The sequence below is a fragment of the Dietzia sp. SYD-A1 genome, from assembly GCF_015356725.1.
Classification (GTDB): Bacteria; Actinomycetota; Actinomycetes; order Mycobacteriales; family Mycobacteriaceae; genus Dietzia.
In genome coordinates this window covers 1-1778 of record NZ_JADDKI010000566.1, presented here as the reverse complement: position 1 = coordinate 1778, position 1778 = coordinate 1, and the positions used below count along the sequence as shown (strand labels likewise).

Here is a 1778-nt window from a genome sequence, read left to right as displayed (position 1 = left end):
CATCTGGACCCCGCCGCCGCCACCGGCTTGGCCCTGTGGGCCATCGGCGCCGACCCCTGCCCCCCGCCGCTGCTAGATGAACCCGCCTACACCCACCTGGATCGCGTGTTCATCGAAACCCATGTCACCTACGACGTCGGGCTACGCATCAACGGGACCTGGCACTTCGCCGGCGACACCGCCCCTCCCGGGGGTTTTCACGGGCCCCGCCGCGTCGGCCGAGACCGCCTCACCGACGTCGAGCAGATCCGCTTCTACAGCGCCACCCCGACCCCCCACGGCGGCACCAGCCAGGAACTCCTCGTCATCCCCCAACGCAAGACCGGGGAGTCCGTCTTCCGGGCCGTCGACCGGCGCTTGAACACCGAGGACACCGGGCCCACCAGTCCCCGCCGACGGAGCCCACTGTTGGCGTGGAAGGACACGACCGTCACATCCGGTCCGATGCCGGGCACAAGCCGTGTCTCGCACCCCGGAGGCCGCACCGCGGTCCAGCCGTGGACCCGGCCCGACCGCCACACACCGGTGCATCAGATCGTGTGGGAGGTCTTCGACGTCGACGACCTCGGTGTCGTTCGCGTCTGCGCGACCCTATGGGACGGATACAGCACCCACCCCGACACCATCGACGAGCGGTGACAGCCATGCCCTACTCGACCAGCCCCCACAACAACGTCCCCTTCGGGCCCCCCCGCACCGCACGAGCCCTCTGGAACCTCGACGATATTCCCGCCGACGTCGACCTCACCCGCTGCATGGACCGGCCCGTCGCCGGTACCCACAGCGGAGACCTCGTCATCGACATCCGAGTACTGTCCGCGCTCTACATCGGCGGTGACCCCGACGGCCACTCCCACCGCTTCAATGGCACGTGGTCCATCCCGGGTTCCGCGATTCGCGGACTTGCCCGCAACAGCCTGGCCATTCTTCTCGGACAGCCACTACGGCGCCCTGACCGGCGCAAGAACCCCACCAACGGCGATGAGTTCGCCGCCCCAATCCCCAGGACAGCTCAGAGGGTGTATGACCGCATGCCCGCCGACAACTCCGTCGTCTGGGGTCGGGGCCCTCTCACCGTCGCCGAAGGCCTCTCCGCCACTCAAGCCCTCCTGGGAGACATCTCCGACACCGACCCCGACAGGGCCGTTGCTGGCCGGTTGAGGTTCCACCGCGCCGACGTCTGCACCGACACAGTGAGGGAACTGGAGGCCCGCCCTGTCCGCCTCCTAGGCCCCCACCTGCAGGCCGACTACCTGAGGGCAGACCGCTACGACCCGAAAGCCGACGACCCGGAAGCCGGCCACCCCGACGCCGAGGCGACCTACCTCGGCCCGGTCATGTACCACCATCGCGGGTGGCTCCTCACCAACTATCCGGACACCAACTGGCGGGACGCTGTCAACTCTCACCACGGCGGGCCAAATCGTCACCCGGACGAGAGGACCAGCACCATCATCCGGCCCCTGGTGGGCGCCCCGGGCAATCCCCTGGTGTTTCGGGGCAAGATCTCCTTCTCTAACCTCACCACCACCGAGTTGGCGCTCCTACTGTTCGCCCTGGACCCCAACTCCGTCGCCGAAAACGTGGACGACGACAGTCCACCATTTGCCCACCACCTGGGTCAGGGTGCGCCGCTGGGACTGGGTGCGGTGCGGCTGACTCCCGGCCCGCTGACCCTGCAGGGCGCGAGGCGAGCGTTGGCGGTGCGACCCCCGACCCCCGCCCCTCCGGTCCCCGACCCGACGAGTCTGGTTCGCAAGCACCTCGACACACTCGTC

At 68.8% G+C, this 1778-nt stretch carries 2 protein-coding genes; both read left to right on the top strand.

Features of this window, described 5'->3' with window-relative positions; translation table 11 throughout:
* Positions 1 to 639: hypothetical protein (locus IY392_RS17005; protein WP_194861873.1), on the top strand; the 639-nt coding region annotated here is incomplete at its 5' end.
* 5 nt (positions 640 to 644) lie between these two features.
* Positions 645 to 1778: RAMP superfamily CRISPR-associated protein (locus tag IY392_RS17000; RefSeq protein WP_228549566.1), on the top strand; the 1134-nt coding region annotated here is incomplete at its 3' end.